Source organism: Ureibacillus sinduriensis BLB-1 = JCM 15800 (assembly GCF_000772955.1).
GTDB lineage: Bacteria > Bacillota > Bacilli > Bacillales_A > Planococcaceae > Ureibacillus > Ureibacillus sinduriensis.
Genome location: NZ_JPVO01000053.1, coordinates 115,204 through 134,009, shown reverse-complemented (window position 1 = coordinate 134,009; position 18,806 = coordinate 115,204). Strand labels below are relative to the sequence as shown.

The 18,806-nt window shown below is 37.7% G+C and carries 18 protein-coding genes and 1 tRNA gene; 5 read left to right on the top strand and 14 right to left on the bottom strand.

The window, feature by feature from the left end; translation table 11 throughout:
• Positions 1-203: 203 nt before the first annotated feature.
• The 5 genes from CD33_RS13315 to CD33_RS13300 form a co-directional block, all read right to left on the bottom strand.
• Entirely contained in the window at positions 204-647 is a 444-nt protein-coding gene (locus CD33_RS13315; protein WP_036201461.1) for an acyl-CoA thioesterase, read from the bottom strand.
• Positions 648-1,018: 371 nt separating this feature from the next.
• Positions 1,019-1,192, bottom strand: a complete 174-nt coding sequence (locus tag CD33_RS20535) for a hypothetical protein (RefSeq protein WP_176400067.1) — start codon at positions 1,190-1,192, stop codon at positions 1,019-1,021.
• A gap of 382 nt (positions 1,193-1,574) precedes the next feature.
• Positions 1,575-1,649: transfer RNA gene (locus CD33_RS13310), tRNA-Asn, on the bottom strand.
• Positions 1,650-1,957: 308 nt separating this feature from the next.
• Entirely contained in the window at positions 1,958-2,254 is a 297-nt protein-coding gene (locus CD33_RS13305; RefSeq protein WP_036201460.1) for a spore coat protein, read from the bottom strand.
• Positions 2,255-2,266: 12 nt separating this feature from the next.
• Positions 2,267-2,455 (bottom strand): hypothetical protein, encoded by a 189-nt coding sequence (locus tag CD33_RS13300; RefSeq protein ID WP_036201459.1) that lies wholly within the window; start codon positions 2,453-2,455, stop codon positions 2,267-2,269.
• Between the two features lie 324 nt (positions 2,456-2,779).
• Between CD33_RS13300 and CD33_RS13295 the strand changes: the two genes are divergently transcribed.
• Positions 2,780-3,154: a nucleotide excision repair endonuclease gene (locus CD33_RS13295; RefSeq protein ID WP_036201458.1), complete on the top strand. Its 375-nt coding sequence runs from the start codon at positions 2,780-2,782 to the stop codon at positions 3,152-3,154.
• Positions 3,155-3,209: 55 nt separating this feature from the next.
• On the opposite strand, the gene CD33_RS13290 is transcribed toward CD33_RS13295, so the two are convergent.
• The 3 genes from CD33_RS13290 to CD33_RS13280 all read right to left on the bottom strand — a co-directional run bounded on the left by CD33_RS13290 (position 3,210) and on the right by CD33_RS13280 (position 5,612).
• Positions 3,210-3,788 (bottom strand): hypothetical protein, encoded by a 579-nt coding sequence (locus CD33_RS13290; RefSeq protein WP_036201457.1) that lies wholly within the window; start codon positions 3,786-3,788, stop codon positions 3,210-3,212.
• Positions 3,789-3,915: 127 nt separating this feature from the next.
• Complete coding sequence (gene panF, locus CD33_RS13285) at positions 3,916-5,349, bottom strand: sodium/pantothenate symporter (protein ID WP_176400074.1); 1,434 nt, start codon at positions 5,347-5,349, stop codon at positions 3,916-3,918.
• Positions 5,349-5,612, bottom strand: a complete 264-nt coding sequence (locus CD33_RS13280; RefSeq protein ID WP_036201614.1) for a YhdT family protein — start codon at positions 5,610-5,612, stop codon at positions 5,349-5,351. The genes panF and CD33_RS13280 overlap by 1 nt, the downstream gene beginning before the upstream one ends.
• A 256-nt stretch (positions 5,613-5,868) precedes the next feature.
• On the opposite strand from CD33_RS13280, the gene CD33_RS13275 reads away from it, so the two are divergent.
• Positions 5,869-6,330 carry a hypothetical protein gene (locus CD33_RS13275; protein WP_309299208.1) on the top strand — a complete coding sequence of 154 codons (462 nt, stop codon included), beginning with the start codon at positions 5,869-5,871 and terminating at the stop codon, positions 6,328-6,330.
• Positions 6,327-6,611, top strand: coding sequence for a DUF2653 family protein (locus tag CD33_RS13270; RefSeq protein WP_309299209.1), 285 nt, complete (start codon positions 6,327-6,329; stop codon positions 6,609-6,611). The genes CD33_RS13275 and CD33_RS13270 overlap by 4 nt, the downstream gene beginning before the upstream one ends.
• Before the next feature lie 312 nt (positions 6,612-6,923).
• On the opposite strand, the gene CD33_RS13265 is transcribed toward CD33_RS13270, so the two are convergent.
• From CD33_RS13265 to CD33_RS13245, 5 genes are all read right to left on the bottom strand, one after another.
• A complete protein-coding gene (locus CD33_RS13265) occupies positions 6,924-7,196 on the bottom strand; it encodes a hypothetical protein (RefSeq protein WP_036201454.1) in 273 nt (90 codons plus the stop codon).
• Positions 7,197-7,378: 182 nt separating this feature from the next.
• Positions 7,379-9,580, bottom strand: a complete 2,202-nt coding sequence (locus CD33_RS13260; protein WP_036201453.1) for a 5'-nucleotidase C-terminal domain-containing protein — start codon at positions 9,578-9,580, stop codon at positions 7,379-7,381.
• Positions 9,581-9,804: 224 nt separating this feature from the next.
• Entirely contained in the window at positions 9,805-12,510 is a 2,706-nt protein-coding gene (gene acnA, locus CD33_RS13255; protein ID WP_088291741.1) for an aconitate hydratase AcnA, read from the bottom strand.
• A gap of 230 nt (positions 12,511-12,740) precedes the next feature.
• Positions 12,741-13,295: a hypothetical protein gene (locus CD33_RS13250; protein ID WP_036201451.1), complete on the bottom strand. Its 555-nt coding sequence runs from the start codon at positions 13,293-13,295 to the stop codon at positions 12,741-12,743.
• A gap of 24 nt (positions 13,296-13,319) precedes the next feature.
• Positions 13,320-14,150 carry a DUF2785 domain-containing protein gene (locus CD33_RS13245; RefSeq protein WP_036201449.1) on the bottom strand — a complete coding sequence of 277 codons (831 nt, stop codon included), beginning with the start codon at positions 14,148-14,150 and terminating at the stop codon, positions 13,320-13,322.
• A gap of 172 nt (positions 14,151-14,322) precedes the next feature.
• On the opposite strand from CD33_RS13245, the gene CD33_RS13240 reads away from it, so the two are divergent.
• Complete coding sequence (locus tag CD33_RS13240) at positions 14,323-16,245, top strand: right-handed parallel beta-helix repeat-containing protein (protein WP_036201448.1); 1,923 nt, start codon at positions 14,323-14,325, stop codon at positions 16,243-16,245.
• Between the two features lie 124 nt (positions 16,246-16,369).
• Positions 16,370-17,479 (top strand): radical SAM/CxCxxxxC motif protein YfkAB, encoded by a 1,110-nt coding sequence (yfkAB, locus tag CD33_RS13235; RefSeq protein ID WP_036201446.1) that lies wholly within the window; start codon positions 16,370-16,372, stop codon positions 17,477-17,479.
• Positions 17,480-17,516: 37 nt separating this feature from the next.
• Here yfkAB and CD33_RS13230 read toward each other — a convergent pair whose 3' ends face one another.
• Entirely contained in the window at positions 17,517-18,776 is a 1,260-nt protein-coding gene (locus tag CD33_RS13230) for a helix-turn-helix domain-containing protein (RefSeq protein ID WP_036201444.1), read from the bottom strand.
• Between the last annotated feature and the right edge of the window lie 30 nt (positions 18,777-18,806).

Below are 18,806 nucleotides of genomic sequence, written 5' to 3'. Positions count from 1 at the left end.
CAAAGTTGTAATCCGACTTTGTCTACACGTTTTTTTAGACTATTTCCTTCAATGAAAGATTACCCAGACTGTATTGAAAACGCTTGGCAGACAAGGCGGGCAATTGATTGAAGACCCGAATAGAACAAAACTTCCATGAGGGGACAAACGTGACAACCAACACAGGAGGAAGCGTTTGTTAAACAGTCTGAGATTAGCGAATGCTACTCTGCATCAATGACTTTCTTTTTTGTATGAGCTATCTCCGAATATTTCGCATCCCACGCAGCATCTACTTTACTGAGCGGAAATGGTCGGAAACTATCTTTTTTAACTAACGTATGTAATGAAGTAGCACTCGCTGCAAGCGAACCATCCTCGTGCAAAATTTCGTATCCATAAATCGTCTTTAATTTTGAATGGGCTTCTACCCAAGTTCTCACCGTGGCAACCTGTCCATAGCGCATTGCCTTTTTATATTGAATGGACAAATCTAATACTGGTGATAGATATCCTTGCTCTTCAAGCCCGGCGTAATTAAAGCCGGCATCTTTTACTAATTGGGTTCGTCCGATCTCCATCCACACCAAATAATTTGCATGGTACACCACACCCATCTGATCTGTCTCTGCATAACGTATCTCTATTTGTTTTTCACTAATAAACATGTTTATCACCTCATGCTTATTATAACTTATCTAACAACCATGTGTCGGCAATTTAACTTGAAGCTTCAAGAGTTGGTGATAGGAACGAATTAACTAACTTTGTCCATTCCGAATCAACAGTTCGCCTATAGGTATATGCAAAGGAAATTTTATTCGTCGACTTAAACGACTACTGAGGGTTGAAAAGTACAAACTTGAAAAAGAATTCATTTCAAGTGCCGAGTCATATTGTCACTGTACTGTTTAACTGGTAACGATTCATTCTTCCCATACTTAACTAGTACCAACTAAAAAACCCCGAATAATGTACTTTTCATAAAGAAACATTATCCGGGGTCTTGCTTTTTGCAATTTAATTGATGAGAGGCTGTTTAGCGGTTTTCATTGTTGTTGTTTTGGTTGTTATTGTTGCGGTTGTTATTGTTATTGTTGTTATTGCGGTCAAAGTTTAATTCCTCAGCAAACTCCTCACGGTTGTTACGGTTATTTGCATCATTATTTTGACGGTTGTTGCGTTGGTTGCTATTGTTATTGTTTTGTGCCATTGTCCATCTCACCTCCGAAGCTTATTATGAGTCAATATAGAATTTCTATTCGCACATGTGATAAATTCGAATGGACAAATATAACTCAGTGTTATTGATCAAATCGCTTTCTTTTTTTATGAGTATGCGCAAGATTTGGGGATATACCAAGCACAATTAGCCGATATTTGATTACCTTCAACCAAATTGACTGCAATTATTGATCAATTCATCATTTTATCCTCTTTACCATCGATATATAGGCTGCCATCGGCTTGGACTTTAGCGAAAAACACTTCTTCAACAGCGTTTATGCCCCCAAATTTTAACTGCAAAGTAAAGAAAAGCATTATCCTTTTTGGATAACACCGCACTCTTTGAATCTTTAAGCGAATCAATAAAATGGCTCCGAAGGTAGGACTCGAACCTACGACCAATCGGTTAACAGCCGATTGCTCTACCACTGAGCTACTTCGGAACAATAATATGTTTTAACGATTACATGAGTATATTTGCCAAAATAGCTATATTTTATACAGAATCAATTTATTATTCGATATGTTGCTCTTTAATGCTGAACCAAGCGTATTTTCACTCGAATTACATGCAACCTCCTCCGTTTCTAAAAAAACAAGTAATCCTTCAAGACATTTATATACCGAAGAAACGGTTACGTACTTGTTTGAGTTAAAAAAACTAAGAGAAATGTTCATCTCTTAGTTTTAGAAATACAATTTGCTGTGTCATTATATTCAGAATAGAAAAGACATTACGGTAAGCCTAATATTATTGTTGAGGAAGGTTTAATGCTGTTCCTGCAGCTTTCAAGTCAACATCCAATTGCTGGAATACATCACCCGGATAGTAGTACCCTTTTGCAATCATATAGTCCGTAATTCTTCCGTGTGTTTCAATAGCTGTACTCAACTGATTCTTAAGGGTCTCTCTTACTTCGGGAGTTGCTGTTTCTGTTAAGGCAACTGCATAATTTTTAATTCCCGACTTAGCTGCAAGAAGTAAATCTGTTGCAATCACTTGATCTGTTATTGCGGTCATTCCACCCATATTTTGGTTGTTTGTCATGTGTCTTGCCTCCTATTGTAAATAACCTTGTAATGCTTGAATACTTTCTCTATCGATTTGCGAAGTTTCAGAAAGCAATCGTTTTAGTTCTTCATCTTGTGCAAGTGGGGCCATTGCAGTGGATTTAGTTAGACAGAGCGTTTTGAAAGTTAATAACTCATGGATTTCCAGTCTTTCATGTACTCCAAGTTTTTCCTTCATACTTACCTCCTGAATTGGTATAAAATTTTCAACCTCTATTAGAGTATCCAAGAGCAATTGATAATAATCGTCCATAAATGATCTTTGTATTTGGCAAAGATACCTCAATAAAAAACTCTTCTAAAACTAAGTCCAAAGAACTTGCCTCGTATATAAATCAGTAGTCTGCTTAAACATTTTCCCGTATACTATTTATAACAACCTCTCCTACTGTCAATAATAGTAGAAGCACAACAAAAAAAAGTGATTATCCTTTCCTTTATAGCAATTCATTGGCATTTATGGTAGCATAAAACTCTATTCATATGAAGGACGTGAACTATTTTGATCAAAATTGAATTACCAAAACCAGATGTTGTAATCTATCAGAGAGAACAAGTAGTGAAAGATGGTGAAGTGCCGATTACTCCATTCCACGGGTTTATCGATTTCCATAAAATTACTCGTGAGAAAGGTGGATTTTTCCTATTTTATAACAAAGCAAACGAAGTATTGTTTGTAGGGAAAGCCCGCAAAATCCGTCAACGCATTAAAAAGCATTTTGAAGACAATGTTTCTCCAGTGAGAAAATACCGTGACGAAATATATAAAATCGAAGTGTATGAAGTAGAAGATGCGATGGAACGGGAAATTTACGAAACATATGCGATAAATAAACTTCGTGCAAAATACAATATTGAGAAAGTATTTTTCGAATAATATTAAAAAGCTGATTGGAAGAACGAACTTCTTCGAATCAGCTTTTTGCTTTTCATTAAAAATCCAATAACTGGCCAACCTGTTTGAAATCCGCCATAATAAAGTCTTTGTTTCTCATGACGTCATTAAACCATGGATCAACAGGTTTTTTGAACTGTTCATCCGGCTCTTGTTCATGGTGCAAGGTAAAGACCAGGTAATCAATCATCTTCATGCGTTGTTCGTAGAATTTAGTGCGTTGATGGAAGTCTTTATTCACCTCAATATTGAACAATTCCCCCATACGAATAATTCCTGAATTGACATGTTGTTCCGCATATAACGAAGAACCAACAATGGCCAACTTTTGGTTAAATGATAAAGGCATTTGTTTAAAATAACTCCCCATTAGTTTATCCGTGCTCTGTGCGATTAATTGAAGCTGAATTTTTTGAGCTGCTGTCAGTTTTTTTGTTTCCTCAAATACTGGCAGTATCGTATACGCTTCGTCTAGCAGTGCTTTCGCCTTCTCAAAGCGTTCACTATCATAGGGTTCCCCGACACGGCGGTAAATCGTCTCTGCTACATACACTCTTTGTAAATATCCAGTCAATAAAATCAACCCATTATATTGTGCTTTGCTATCTTTTGTCATTTGAAACGACCCCTCTTCTGCTTTGATAACTATGGATCATCTCTCAATAGAATTCCCATCTTTGTTACTTAAGACCTTATCATATTGAACTAGAAAACAAAATATAAAAATCTTATCTGAAAATTGGTTAATTTAAGGTTGATTTATAGTGGGTCACTAAACTAATAACCACGAAAGTTACCAAAGATGCTAATATTGGTATTGTTACTGAGTGCATTCCCCACATATTGGGCGAAAATTGATAGATGGCGATATATAAAACTAAACCAACGATCATCGAAGAAATGGCTCCATATTTATTCGCTTTTTTCCAGTAAAGCCCAAATACTACTGCCCATAAGAAGGCAGATTCTAACCCACCAAACGCAAAAAGGTTAAGCATGATTAACAGTTCAGGAGGATTCAAAGATAAAAGAACGACAGCTAGTCCTATAATCGTTGTCACCCAGAAGCTTCTTGCTTTAATTTGTGAATCAGTCGCCTTCGGGTTAATGAAATTCAGGTAAACATCTTTTACGACTGTTGAACTGACAAGCATTAATAGAGCATTCACGGTCGACATAATCGCAGCCATTGGAGCCGCAAGCACAATGCCGGCAAGAACCGGTGGCAAAACTTCCAGGGTTAGCGTTGGCATTACTTTATCTGCTATTTCAATTCCTGGCGTTACAGGGCGAGCCAAAACGCCAATTAAATGCATTCCAAACATAATAGTCCCTATCCCTATCGTTCCGATAAGAATTGCTCGGTGCAAGCTTTTTGAATCCTTATAGCTCATTGCGCGAACTGCAATTTGAGGCAGTCCAATTACCCCTAGCCCAATCAAAATCCAGAAAGTGGATACATATAGAGGGGTAAGAGAGCCATCGGAACCGAACGGCGATAACATTTGAGGGTTCTCATTTAAAAGGGCATCCATAATATGATTTATCCCCCCACCCGCTATGATGGTTCCAATCAATAGCACGACAGTACCAATAATCATAATTGTCCCTTGCAAGGCATCCGTAAGTGCCACAGCGCGGAATCCACCAATAATAACATATACCAGGACTGTTACAGCAAAAATCAATAAAGCCACCGTGTAATTTAAACCTGTTAATGATTCAATTAGGCGCGCTCCCCCAACCCACTGTGCCGTCATGGAAGCAAATAGGAAAACGATAATACTAAACGCGGAAATGATAACGACAATATTACTGTTATATCGCTTTTTCAAAAAATCGATTAAAGTAATGGCCTGATAGCGCCGCGAAATAATAGCAAATTTTTTGCCTAAAATCATCAGGACAAAATAACCAGCCGGTAATTGAGCCATGGCGAGCAGAACCCATCCGAGTCCTAAATTGTAAGAAACTCCTGGTCCCCCTATAAAACTGGATGCACTACCATAAGTGGCCATCATTGTCATTGCTAGTAGAAAACCGCCCATTTCCCGGCCGCCTAAAAAATACTCTTGCAAAAAGGATTCCGAATTTCTCACTTGTTTATTTGCCCAAAAACCAATGGCAAAGATAATGATGAGGAAGATAATTAGTGGAAAAATAACTTGCCAATGAATCATATGTCTTCCTCCTCATCGGTGAATGGTACATCCTTGAAGAAGACTTTTATCGCCACCCAAATCAGGATAATCATAAAAATCGTTCCTGCAATACAACTATAGAAGAACCAGGCAGGAAATCCTAAAATCATGGTATATTCGGTAGGATCCCCAGAACCGAGTCCGTATGCAAAGCCGAACCAGATAGCGAAATTAATAATTACAAGTACGACACCTATCAAGGCTTCCCGATTTGCAATTTTAAAACGTGCATCTCTCATTTTTTTCATTCCTTTCACCATTTCGAGAACTTAGATTTATTTTCCTTTTCTATCATACTTTCTCATTTAGCAAAATGGAAGATTAACTACAAATTCCCCATCATAGAAGCTAAACAGAACACCATAATATGATTAGGGATTAAAGGTCTATAGTAAATATTTTTTAATTAATTTATATTTTGATATAATTATAAAGTAGCACACAAAACTATCACACAATCAAAAGTGTAATTTAATTGACAGAGGAGGATTTATATTGATAAAAAAACTTGCTATAATCTTATTTGCCTTCGCTTTAGCGTTCTCAAGTGTAGGCACAGTTATTCCTTTTTTCGACCACATACAAACTGCTGAAGCAAAATCGTACAAATCTGGTAAGAAAAGCTATAACACAAATCAAGGAACAACGAATAATAATATTCGCAATAATGATTCCGGATCGACTGTTAACAAATCTACGGCAACAAATAAATCAACAAAAACAACAACGACCAAAGGAGGATTTTCAAGCGGTGGTCTAATGAGAGGATTGTTTATCGGTGGACTTGCCGGGTTACTATTTGGTAGTTTGTTCTCAGATATGGGCCTCATCGGAAATATTCTAGGGTTCGCCATTAATGCAGCAGCCATAATCTTCATTGTTTTCATTTGTATGAAAATATTCCAAATGATGAAAAGAAAGAAAAACAAAGAGGTAACTGACCAGTGGAAAAGATGACATTATCTGAGCAAGAAGTCATTAACGCAATATGTTATTTCCATGCAAAATTTAAGCAAGTGCAGCCGACTGAAGTTGAAGTGGAATTGATGTATGATGATGCGTCTGGTTACAGCGCGGAAGCCTACCTTCACGGTCAAGTTGAGTTTTATAATACGGTAAATTTTATTACAGCTATTCGACTGTATCTTGACGAGAAATTAAATCGGGATTCCATTTCAGCTAGAATCCTGCTGGATCTTCATGAGGATGAAGGTATCATCGCTAAAATTGAATGGTAAAAAACGGCAAAAAAAGGTATCACATTCGTGATACCTTTTCAGACTGTTGACAAACGCTTTCATCCTGCGTTGGTTGTCTCGTTCGTCCCCTCATGAACGTTTTGTTCTATTCATCTCTTCACTCGACTGCCCGCCTTGTCTGCCAAGCGTTTTCAAGACAGTCTGGGTAATTTGAAGGAAATAGCCTAAAAAAACGTGTAGACAAAGTCGAAGATCGACTTTGTCTACACTCTGAGAAGGTATCACATTCGTGATACCTTCTATTTTGGTCTTGGTCAATTCCAGTTTAATTCTTATTTCTTCAATTAGTAATTAGTTATTATCTAACTCGGTTTGATCGAGTTTGATCGTTTTCATCACCTTTGTCCGGCGATCCTTCAAGTGGTAATAACTAATGTTCCCATTGATTAGTTCAACAAAAAATTCAATCTCTGCATGTTTGTATATAGGCCACTCTGCCAGTGCCAATAATCCTTGTGGTGGAGGAACTTGTTCTAAACAATCTAAGATTTTAGGATTATTGAAGTTTAAGTAGAAATACTGCCCTTCTCGAAACTTCGCCAAGATACTATATCTATTATCCATAATTCCTCCTGTTTTTTTTGGAATAAAGCATCTGTATTTATTTTATTAACAGTATGTATATATTTCAACTAAAATTTTAATAGAATGTAAACTTTAGAAAGAATATGCAAGATATATCATCATCATAACGATTAAAGACTGGATTTACAAGTTACTGCAAATCCAGTCTTTTGAAAAAAGTATTATTTTGCTACGTCTACAATACGGCCTTCAATTGTCGGTGTGATCGTACCGATTGATTCCAGATGCTCTTTGAAGTTTTCCCAATCCGACAAGCCCAAGTCTGTTACTCTGCCTTCCGCATAAGCTTTGGCGAACATATCATACCCGTCTCCACCTTTGGCAGTAAATGCATTAGTAGCTATCGTGTAAGTTGTATTACTTTCAAGTGCTACCTCTTTACCTTCCGCGTTTGTGTAGGAAATGCTTACAACACGCTCACCAGCAGGTTTAGATGAGTCAAATTGAATTTTCACACCTTTTGATACGTGTAAAAATCCACCGTCCTCTTTAGGATATACACCAATACTAGTTTCAAATGCCGCTTTTAACTCCGCACCTGTTACATCCATTACAGCAAGTGTGTTTGCGAATGGTAGCACTGTTATTACCTCTGCAACCGTAATAGGTCCAGCATTAATCGCAGCACGGATTCCCCCACCGTTTTGAACTGCCATGATGATATCTTTTTTCGTAAAGCTTCTCGCTTTCTCAACCATTCCATCAGTGATTAAGTTGCCTAGAGCTGTTTCATTTTTGCGAACACTTAACTGTTTTGTATTCCCTTCATCGGAAACACGTGGACTAACAAGTGCTTCAGTTGTTGAAGCTTTGATTTCTGTGCTCCCCACTTCATCAACACGTGTTTTATATGGTTGTAAAAGTTTAAGTGCCCCTGGATCATAATTATATTTGCCAAGGTCCAATAATTCCCCTTTATATGCTACAACTGCCCCATCCGTGTCAAATGTTACGTCGAGTGTACCTAAATAGTTGCTCGCATTGGCAGCTTGTACGATTAACGTTGTGTTTTTTGCTTCACCTGTTGTGTTCGTGTTTACTACATATGGCTCGTTTAATGTTGTATGTGAGTGGCCACCAACAATAACGTCAATGCCCTTAACAGTTTCTGCTAAAACGACATCGTTATCTACAGTAGGGTTATCATCAAAACCTAAATGAGATAGCGCAATAATTTTGTCCACTCCAAGATCTTCAAATGCTTTAACAGCTTTATTAGCCTCTTCTATATAGTTCTGGAAAGCAATACTACCTGGTGAAGAAATATCAGCAGTTTCAGCAGTTGTTAATCCAAAGATACCAACTTTCTCACCATTCACTTCTTTCACAATGCCGTTGTATATTTTTCCATTTTCAGGTTCGCTGGTGATCAAATCGGTAAATAAACCTGTAAATTTCGCATCAGCCGAAAAGTCAATATTTACATTTACTAATGGGAAATCAGCCGAATTGATAAAGTCCACTAAAGCTTGGTGGCCTTCCGGTGTTGAACCTGCATCAAATTCGTGATTCCCAAATGTCATGGCATCATATTGCATATAATTCATGAATGCAACATCTGCTTGTCCTTTAAATTCATTGTAGTAAAGTGTTCCAGTGTTTGCATCGCCTGCATCTAGCAATAGTGCATCAGGATTTTTAGCGCGTTGTTCTTTTACCGCTGCAGCACGTTTTGGTGCCATCTCAACCGCACTATGTGTATCGTTGCTATGCATAATTGATAGAGAGAATGTAGAGTCATATACATTTAGAGCACGATAAAGGAAAGATGCTACTTCACCACGCGTAACATTTTTATTCGGGGCAAATGTTGTTTTTGATGTGCCAAGTGTTATTCCGAAATCATATAGTGCTTTAATTTCATCGTTGAACAATTTCACATCTGTAAATGGTAATGCTTCTTTATTTTTGGGGTAGATTTTTAAGGCAGTAGAGATCATTTTTGCTAAATGTGCGCGAGAAATCTTTTCATTTGCTTTGAAGGTTTTATCTTCATAACCTTCGATAATTTTCGCTTCTTTCAATGCAGCAATCGCACCATAATAACCATTGGATTTTGAGACATCAGTAAAACCGGGATCTTTTTGGTTTTCTGTATCCAGTTTTAGAATCTTGGCCAATAGTTGCGCTACCTGTCCGCGAGTAACATCCGCTTTTGGTTTATATGTACCATCTTTGAAACCGTTAACAATGCCTAGTTCCGATAATTTTAAAATAGATTCATAATGAGTATCTGACGTAGAAACGTCCTTAAATGAACTTGCTGCCTGTGTTTGTTCAGGCGTGATAACTAAAACGGAAGATGCCAGAGCCGCGGTTGTTGCGGATGCGATGAAGATCTTGCTGCTTTTAGAAAATGTCATTCAAATAAAACCTCCGAGAAAATAATTTTAAAATTATGTATTGTTATAATTTTATTATATTTTATACGATATAAATCTAAAAATCTATAAATTTTCAAAAAATTGGTGTTACTTATTATAAAATTCCGAAAATAGAGGTTATATTTGGAAATTCTGTTTGATTCTTCTTAATATAGCGCAAAAAAACCGATAAGTTCAAATTGAACTTATCAGTTTTTTTTATATTATTCAGCTGCTTTTGCGCGAAGAACCATTTGAAGGATACCACCATGACGGTAGTAGTCTACTTCTACTTCTGAATCGAAACGAGCAAGAGCTTGGAATGTTTTCACAGTTCCGTCTTCAGCTTTTGCAGTTACAGTTAAGATATCACGTGGTTTTACATCGTCAGTAAGATTTACTGAGATTTCTTCTTTACCCGTTAATCCTAATGTATCAGCGCTTTCACCTGGTAAGTATTGAAGTGGTAATACACCCATCATTACAAGGTTCGAACGGTGGATACGTTCGTAACTTTGAGCGATAACTGTTTTGACACCCAATAAGAATGTACCTTTAGCAGCCCAGTCACGAGAAGATCCCATACCATAATCGTTACCAGCAAGTACTACTAAGCCAGTGCCGTTTTCTTGGTATTTCATACAAGCATCGTAAATGTATTCAACTTCACCAGTTGGCCAGTAAGTAGTGAATCCACCTTCTGTACCAGGAGCAACTTGGTTACGGATACGGATGTTAGCGAATGTACCGCGCATCATAACTTCGTGGTTACCACGACGGCTTCCGTAAGAGTTGAAGTCACGGATTGCTACACCATTTTCTTGTAGGTATTTACCTGCAGGTGTATCTTTACCAATTGCACCAGCTGGTGAAATGTGGTCAGTTGTGATTGAATCACCGAACTTCGCGATTACACGTAAACCATCAAGACCTTTGATTGGTTCTGGAGTTTTAGATAATCCTTGGAAGAATGGTGGGTTTTGGATGTAAGTTGATTTTTCATCAAATGTGTATAGAGACTCAGTTGATGTTTCAATTGCATTCCATTTTTCGTTCGCTGTGAACACTGTTTCATATTCTTTTTGGAATAATTCACGAGTTACAACTTTGTTTAGTACAGCGTTTACTTCTTCAGTTGAAGGCCAGATGTCAGCGAAGAATACATCGTTACCATCTTTGTCTTTACCTAAAGAATCTTTTTGTAGGTCGATATCTACAGTACCAGCTAATGCATAAGCAACAACAAGTGGTGGTGATGCTAAGTAGTTAGCTTTTACAAGCGGATGTACACGGCCTTCGAAGTTACGGTTACCAGAAAGTACTGACGTTACGAATAAGTCATTGTCTTTGATAGCTTCTTCGATTTCAGGTAATAATGGACCTGAGTTACCGATACATGTTGTACAACCGTAACCTACAGTGTTGAAACCGATTTGGTCAAGGTAAGATTGTAAACCTGACTCTTCCAAGTAACCAGTTACTACTTTAGAACCTGGTGCTAAAGAAGTTTTAACCCATGAAGGTGGTTGGATACCTTTTTCAACCGCTTTTTTCGCAACTAAACCAGCAGCTAAAAGAACGTATGGGTTAGATGTGTTTGTACAAGAAGTGATTGCAGCGATTGCTACAGCACCTGTTGGCATTTCCACATCGCCATCTGCAAATTTAATTGTGGCTTTTTTAGCGAATTCATCTTCTGTTAAACCAAAGCCTTGTACGCCCATTGGAGCAGTTACTGCTTCATGGTAACGAGCTTTCATTTCAGTAAGAGGAATTAAATCTTGTGGACGTTTCGGACCAGAAAGGTTTGGTTGGATGTCCTCTAATTTAATTTCTAATACATCAGTGTAAACAGGCTCTAATGTTGGATCGAAGAACATGTTGTTTGCTTTTAAGTAAGCTTCAACTACTGCGATGTGTTCTTCTTCACGTCCAGTTAAACGCATGTAATTTAAAGATTCTTCGTCAATAGCGAAGTAACCGCATGTTGCACCATATTCAGGAGCCATGTTTGAAATTGTTGCACGGTCAGCTAATGGTAATTTCGATACACCAGGACCGAAGAACTCAACGAATTTACCTACAACACCGCGTTGACGTAAAACTTGAGTTACTTTTAATGCTAAGTCCATTGCAGTTGCACCGTTTGGAAGATCACCAGTTAATTTAACCCCGATTACTTCCGGAATTGGGAAGTATGAAGCTTGACCTAACATACCAGCTTCTGCTTCGATACCACCAACGCCCCATCCAAGAACGCCGATACCGTTAATCATTGTTGTATGTGAGTCAGTACCTACTACTGAGTCAGGGAAAGTTTCAAAAGTGCCATCTTCGTTCTGTTTTACGTGAACAACTGGCGCTAAATATTCCAAGTTTACTTGGTGTACGATACCCGTTGCTGGAGGAACAGCACGGAAGTTATCGTATGCAGTTTGAGCCCATTTTAAGAAGTTGTAACGTTCTGCGTTACGTTCGAACTCAAGATCCATGTTAGCTTGTAATGCAGAAGCATTACCATATTTGTCTACTTGTACTGAGTGGTCAATTACAAGGTCAACTGGAATTGCTGGGTTGATTTTGTCTGGATTTCCGCCCAATTCTTTCATAGCCGAACGTAAAGACGCTAAGTCAACTACTACTGGAACACCAGTGAAATCTTGTAATACTACACGTGATGGCTTGAATGGTACTTCACCATCAACATCAGCACCAGCACCAAATTTCGCTAAATTGTTTACGTGTTCTTCTTTAATTACATAATCATCAAATTGACGTAATACAGATTCTAATAAAACTTTAATTGAGTAAGGTAGGCGTGATACGTTTGCTACGCCAGCTTCTTCAAGTGCAGATAAACGGTAGAAGTTATATGTTTTACCATTAACATCAAATGAAGAACGGCTGTTGTGTAAGTTACTTGCCATTATTGTACTCCCCCTATTAATTAATTGAAATGCTTGCAAAGCTTTCTCCATAAATCATCATAAACGATTTATATACATAAGTAAATTACATTAATATTATCTTTTGTGATAAGTTATTTTTATGACCTAGCCATTTACTATGCGAAGAGTATTATAACTTACTATTGTAAAATAGCAAAGTGAATATTTTAATTCATCATTATATGTAACATTTAAATTGTGGACAATTATTATTAGATTGATAACTCATTTATTACAGTTTCATTTTCATCCAATACTTTTATTAAATAGTTTTTTTGATCATTCAAATCTGCTAAATCGATGTACCAAATTTCATACCCTGCAATAGGATAAGTCCTTTTGAATTCTGCTGAAATAGAGCTTAGGTCAATGCGTTTGGTAGAATCATTGTTCACCGTGACCTTTACTTCCCCATTCGGTTTAAATAGCCCGAACAAGATTTTGCCATCGGAGTAAGCGCCAGCTATTTCGTTTTCTTCCAAAGATTTGGGTAACTTAGTGGATGTGCCATTGCTCGAACTCCAACCTTTGAAATTCCTCTCAACAACCTCAGTTCCAAATTGATTGCCGCTCGAAAGGAAGAAATACCTGTGCTCTTTCTCGCTTTTTGGCCCTTCGATCCATTCATATCTTGCATCCTGCGGAAGTGCCTCCTCAGGCGTCGCTTTTCCTTCACCTGAAAAGTGAACTAAAAATAGATTGTATCCCACACCTAAGCAAATGAGGATAAATGGAAAAACCAGAATTCGTATAATACGCTTCCTCATAGGATCACCTCAAGTTACAATTTATTATTGTTTCATCCATTTTGCAACGAATAACGAAACAATCCCCATTAATTGCGGTGATTTTTGAGAAAACTTTAATGTGAAGTATAAAGTTTTCATAAAATGAAGAGTATTTGTTCGGGCTGCAAAATACTGAGGAGTATAACCTACTTCCATTAAATAAAATTGCAATTTATCAAATGTTTGTTCCACCCATTCAATTAATACTTCTTCCGGGAAATCTTTCGCAATCAACTTTTCTACAATTGTTACTAACCGTTCTTCTTCATCGTCAACATAAACCGTTCCTTTCCAGAAACCATCCTTGATGCCTTGCAAAATGACAGGAGCAAGCCGAACACTGAATAAAGGATGGGCGATAATTGCGCTTGATAGATCCGCACCATGTGCAATACTATGAGCCCAGCCTTTCTCGCCAACAAATCCACGCACATCTTTTTCTTTTGTTAAATAAATGGAGGCAGCATCTAAAATGCTGGTTGCTTCTTGCTCACTCAGGAATCGAAGTTGACCGTCTGCATTAATTAGGTCGCTTAGCCAAAGTGCTGAAAATGAACGTGTAAATACAGTATCGGTCTCACGCTCACCGATGGAACAAAATAGGTAGTGATCGCCTTTTAGCGTGCTGGCAATTTGGGCCATCTGCTTGCGGGTAAAAAGTTGGGCAGCCAATAATTCGATAAATAATCGGTAAATCAGTTTATCACGAAGTTCATCTTCGGGATGGCCGATATGGGCAATCATCGTTTCGATTAATTGCTCCCCGTTTTCATTCATGTATGCTTGTCTTTCGGTTTCATTCATAGTCAATAGTTCGTTGAATGTAGCTTTCAAAGGTGTAATCCTCCTAGTGTGTAAATAAAGTTAATTGTAACCTTCTCTTTTGCTTTTAGCAAAAAGTAAAATAATTTCCACTCTTTTAGAAAGATTTGTAAATAAGCGATTAAGATTCCGAATTTTAAGTGAGAATAGAAGTATTGATTTTTTAATGGAGGAGGCACCCCTTATGTCGATCTATCGTTTCATCTCAAGGGTATTTAAAAAAGTAAAAACAATCCAGAAGAGCATCCAACACTCAAAGACAGGGAATTTTATCCAACTAAAACCTGGGCAATATAGAGAATCTATTCATTTCAATAAAAATATGGTACTTGCCGGCGATATGCATGATGAGACAATTATCGAAGGTCTAATCATCATCCCCAAAAATGTATCGGTTACATTGCAAAACTTGACTATCTCCCCAACCGCCCAAATGTATATTGAAGGAGATGTTGTGCTTCAAAATTGCCATTTTAAAGGTGGGAAAAGTGATACTCATGCCACGGTTGACGGAGGAAAAATAAATGCTTATCACTGTACTTTCGAATATGCAAAAGATATGGCAATTTCCATCATCAATAATAGTAAGGCAACTTTTGAAAACTGCGCATTCCATCATAATGGCAAAGTTCAAATTTTAGCGGAATCATCCCAAGTATGTATAGAAAAATGTGAATTTTCCTATGCCAAGCATGCCTTATGCATAAAAAATGGGTCCTTTTTGCAATCCAGGAACGGCCATTTCCATCACCATACAAGTGCCCAAATTGTTGTGGAGGATTCACGGTTCATCGACCATGAAAGTGTTATTGAACACGGGGATGGAATGGGTATTCATGTTTATCACGAAGGAGATGCCTCAATTCAATCCACCGTTCTTCAATACAACACACAAACGCAAATTTGCGTACAAAGAGGGGTGCTGACAGCACGCTATTGTTCGATTCAACAAGGGAAAGATGCGGGTATCTCGATTACTCAAAAGGCAGAAGCCCAAATTTTTTATTGTGAAATTGCTCAAAGTAAAAAGTCCAATATTGTGGTGACAAAAGACTCAAAGTTAAATATTGAATATTGCCATATTCATAATGGGGAGAATATCGGTGTTCAGATCGGAGACCAATCGATTGTCAATATATATGAGACTACAATTAAGGGGCATCGATCCTCCCAAGTTTCTATAGCGGATAAATCGATTTGTTCAATTAAAAATTGTGCAGTTACAGGCGGCTATCATGTCGGGATTTGTGTCGAAGATAGCGCCAATTGTTCAATTGTAGATTGTGAAATCACACATAACGCTAATTCTGCCATTACATTATTCAAATCGGAGCTATCTGTTTTCAAATCGATTTTATCCCAAAATGCAGGAAATGGAATACTGGCCATGTCCCATTCAAAAGTTGAGGTGGATATGTGTCAAATATTCGATAACGAAATGCCGCATATTGCTTGTAAGTCAAATGTGGAAATTTACATTATCCAAAGCGAGCTCTATAATGGAAAAAGTTTATTTATCGTGAATGAGTGCGAACTTACAGCGATCGATTGCCAATTTTATGATAGTCAAAACGTGCAGATTGAAATTTGTGATTTGTCAAATGCCCGCTTTGAAAATTGCCAAATCTATAATGGGAAATCATATGGGGTAAAGGTTTTGCGAAATTCAAGCCTATATTTATTTGATAGCCAAATTTTCAACCATGAACTTTCCCAGATGGTAATAAATGATAGTTCTGTCATTTTGAAAAACAGTGAATTATTTGATGGCAACCGAAATGCTTTGTATATCCAAAATCATAGCGAAGTATTTGTTACGGATTGCTTTATTTCAAAACACGATCAACACCAATTATGGATAGATTTTGAATCGACGGTTGAACTAAAAAGTGTGCAAATTACGGATGGCTCCCTTTCCGATATTTTTGCACAAAACCAATCTTCCGTTTATGTATCGGATAGTGTCATCCGAAACAATAGATCCCGTTTTAATGTGCAGGCAGTTAACTTTTCCAAGATTGAAATAAGTAAAACCGTCATCGAAAATATTTATGGAGATGTCTATTATAGTGAAAATCATAGTTTCATCAAGCAATTAGACGCTTAATCTGTAGCTGGAAAGCAGTATAGATTCTCGCGTAAACAGTTAAATCTTCTTTATGAGGCAAAATTAGTTTTCTAAAAGGTCCTGTTGTGAGAAAATGTAGTTTTGGAAAGGAAGATCATAAACTATGAAAACATTGGAAAAGATTACTCCTAAGTTCGATCCATGGGAAGCTTATTTAGATGTAGAACAATACGGGAAATTGACACTTTCAAATATTGAGTTTACAACAACCAATTTATGTAATATGAGATGCGCACACTGTGCAGTAGGCTACACTTTGCAAACAAAGGATCCCTCCGCACTGCCAATAGAGCTGGTCCTGAAACGATTAGATGAGATTCCGAATTTAAGAACCCTAAGTATTACCGGGGGCGAACCGATGTTGAGCAAAAAATCGGTCGCAAATTATGTGAAGCCACTTCTGCAATATGCACATGAACGCGGCGTAAGAACGCAGATGAACTCAAACTTAACAATTGACGGTGAAAGATATTTGGAGATCGCACCATACCTTGATGTCCTTCATATTTCCCATAACTGGGGGACGATGGAGGAATTTGTCGAAACTGGATTCGCCATGATGGAAAGAAAACCATCGTTCGACCAAAGAGCCGCCCTTTTCAATCGAATGATCGAAAACTCCCGCATGCTGTCAGAACAAGGCGTAATGGTTTCGGCTGAAACGATGTTAAATAAAAAAACGATCCCTTTTATTGAACATATACACCACCAGATTGTCCATGAGATGAAGTGCGCAAGACACGAAGTGCATCCGATGTACCCTTCCGATTTTGCATCAAGTCTCACTTCACTTTCCTTGGAAGAAACACGCGGTGCAATCAATCACTTACTGGACATCCGTGACGAAGACACTTGGATGTTATTTGGTACGCTACCCCTTTATCCTTGCAGCCCACATGCGGAGGATCAAGCATTATTAAAACGCCTACGTGAAGCAAAAAATGTCACATTGCGCAATGATCCGGATGGTCGTTCGCGACTTAACGTGAATATCTTTTCCGGTGATGTCATTGTTACAGATTTCGGCGATACACCCGCACTTGGCAATATCCAAACCGATTCCTTGACGGAAGTTTTTAATAAATGGTTAGCTACCGATTTAGCAAAATCACTAAATTGCCATTGCCCTGCAGTGAAATGCTTGGGACCTAATGTCTTGGTTAAAAATATGTACTATAACGATGCTGAATTTGTGAGCGGTTCAGTAAAATAGTAAGCATAAAAAAGGGTTAAGTAGAGGCGGAGCCTCCCTACTTAACCTTTTTTCCATATTGTATTTTTTCATAAGCCTCTTGGATGAACGACTTATAAATTGAGTTTGGAAATTCGGCAACACCATGATAAGCATATAAAACTTCCGTTTTTGCTGCTTCCTTCTCACCAAGTCCATGGAAACATAAAGCACGTACAGCAAAACATCTTAGCATGATGGAAAGATCGACCGGATGATGTACATAATCAGGAATCGCGACGCCCTCGCTTGCATCAAGAGCCTTTTTAAAGTCGCCAAGCGCCCAATAAGCGTAGGTTTCCTCCATTCTATATAATATATGGTCGTCAAATGCTTCTTTTTCCATTCCTTCTGAGCTTATATACTTTCTAAAACTTGGCACTTTCGCATAGTCTTTCTCGATAAGATTCGTATAATGAGCGAAGGCAAATGCTAGGCCGGCTATAGATAGCTTGTCTTCCGTAAAATCTGCATGCTGTTTTAACTTTGTTAAATAATAATCGCTCTTTTCTTTATCCCCTCGTCCAATTGCCTGGATAAATGTAAAACGATAAAAATCATCCAAACGATAATAAATTTTATTTTTATGGGCGATTTCCAGGGCGAGATCAAGATGTTCCTGAGTCTTTGTAGTGTTATCAATGGCTGCATAGAGAACGGTTAATATATAATGCATATCCAATAATGCAATATGGTCGATTAAATGTTTATAAGGCTGAATTCTCTGTTCGGCATCAAGAATGAATTGCAAGGCGATTTTATAGTCATTCCGGTAAAAGGCATCGCCTGCCAAGAAACTATAACAATCGATAATTCGGCTATAAGCGTGTATTTTTTCATAATGATTTATGATATCGAACATTGTCACATCCTCTTGCTCATATTTTAAATGAGCAGATAACCTTATATAGTATTCAAGTAACCTGACTTCTTCATATTTCTTCCCTTGCAACTCATCTTTTTTCGCAGAAAGTTTTTCATAAATTGCTTCAAATTTTTCCTTCTCTTCTTCGGAATATGGAAAATAGGTTGACTTATACAATGTTTCAATTTCTAAAAGCAGTTCACGAAGTTCTTCTACATTCCCCTCATCAAGCAAGGTGGCCATTTCCACTCCCACCCTCTCTGCTATATATCTTAAACTTTCCATGGAGGGTTGGGCTTTCCCATTTTCTATCAAGCTTAACATCCCTTTAGTTAAACGATTACCGGCAAGCTCTTCTAAGGTCATCCTCTTTTGCTTTCTTAGTTGTTTAATTCGTTCTCCAAGTGAATTCAAGTAGCCTTCCCCCTATTAAAAAATCTGAAT

Coding starts and splice junctions, on each gene's coding strand:
- CD33_RS13315 (WP_036201461.1), bottom strand. CDS start 647: ATGTTTATTAGTGAAAAACAAATAGAGATACGTTATGCAGAGACAGAT.
- CD33_RS20535 (WP_176400067.1), bottom strand. CDS start 1,192: ATGGCACAAAACAATAACAATAGCAACCAACGCAACAACCGTCAAAAT.
- CD33_RS13305 (WP_036201460.1), bottom strand. CDS start 2,254: ATGACAAACAACCAAAATATGGGTGGAATGACCGCAATAACAGATCAA.
- CD33_RS13300 (WP_036201459.1), bottom strand. CDS start 2,455: ATGAAGGAAAAACTTGGAGTACATGAAAGACTGGAAATCCATGAGTTA.
- CD33_RS13290 (WP_036201457.1), bottom strand. CDS start 3,788: ATGACAAAAGATAGCAAAGCACAATATAATGGGTTGATTTTATTGACT.
- CD33_RS13280 (WP_036201614.1), bottom strand. CDS start 5,612: ATGAGAGATGCACGTTTTAAAATTGCAAATCGGGAAGCCTTGATAGGT.
- CD33_RS13270 (WP_309299209.1), top strand. CDS start 6,327: ATGACATTATCTGAGCAAGAAGTCATTAACGCAATATGTTATTTCCAT.
- CD33_RS13265 (WP_036201454.1), bottom strand. CDS start 7,196: ATGGATAATAGATATAGTATCTTGGCGAAGTTTCGAGAAGGGCAGTAT.
- CD33_RS13260 (WP_036201453.1), bottom strand. CDS start 9,580: ATGACATTTTCTAAAAGCAGCAAGATCTTCATCGCATCCGCAACAACC.
- CD33_RS13250 (WP_036201451.1), bottom strand. CDS start 13,295: ATGAGGAAGCGTATTATACGAATTCTGGTTTTTCCATTTATCCTCATT.
- CD33_RS13240 (WP_036201448.1), top strand. CDS start 14,323: ATGTCGATCTATCGTTTCATCTCAAGGGTATTTAAAAAAGTAAAAACA.
- yfkAB (WP_036201446.1), top strand. CDS start 16,370: ATGAAAACATTGGAAAAGATTACTCCTAAGTTCGATCCATGGGAAGCT.